Consider the following 648-nt stretch of genomic DNA (forward strand, 5'->3'; position numbering starts at 1 on the left):
AAAGCAGCTAGAGCAGGGAATAGTTCCTATTTACGAGCCTGGATTAGAAGAATTAATAAAAGTAAATGTGAGAGAAGGAAGATTAAGATTCACGACTGACTTAGATGGTGCAGTAAAGGATTCTCTTATAAACTTTATAGCAGTAGGAACCCCTCAAGGAGATGATGGGTCTTGTGATTTAACTGCTGTATTTAAAGTAGCCGAATCTATAGCAAAATCAATGAATGAATATAAAGTAATAGTAAATAAAAGCACAGTACCTGTAGGAACTGCTCAAAAAGTTAGAGAGGTAGTTCAATCAATAACCCAGTATGAATTTGATGTGGTGTCTAACCCGGAATTCTTAAAACAAGGTGCAGCCGTGGATGATTTCCTGAAACCTGACAGAGTAATAATCGGATCAGATTCTCAAAGAGCAACTGAGATAATGCAGGAAGTTTACAGCCCATTTTTAAGAACAGGAAACCCTGTCATAGTTATGGATGTTAAGTCAGCAGAGATGTCAAAGTATGCTGCTAATTCTTTTCTTGCAACAAAGATATCTTTTATCAACGAGATGGCAAATATCTGTGAAAAAGTAGGTGCAGATATCGAGCAGGTAAGAATAGGGATGAGTACAGATACAAGAATAGGATCACAATTCCTGTT

1 pseudogene is annotated in these 648 nt (G+C 36.9%); it reads left to right on the forward strand.

The features are described from left to right. Nucleotides 1-648: pseudogene (locus tag A2255_04995) on the forward strand (UDP-glucose 6-dehydrogenase).

Source organism: Candidatus Melainabacteria bacterium RIFOXYA2_FULL_32_9 (assembly GCA_001784615.1).
Taxonomy (GTDB): domain Bacteria; phylum Cyanobacteriota; class Vampirovibrionia; order Gastranaerophilales; family UBA9579; genus UBA9579.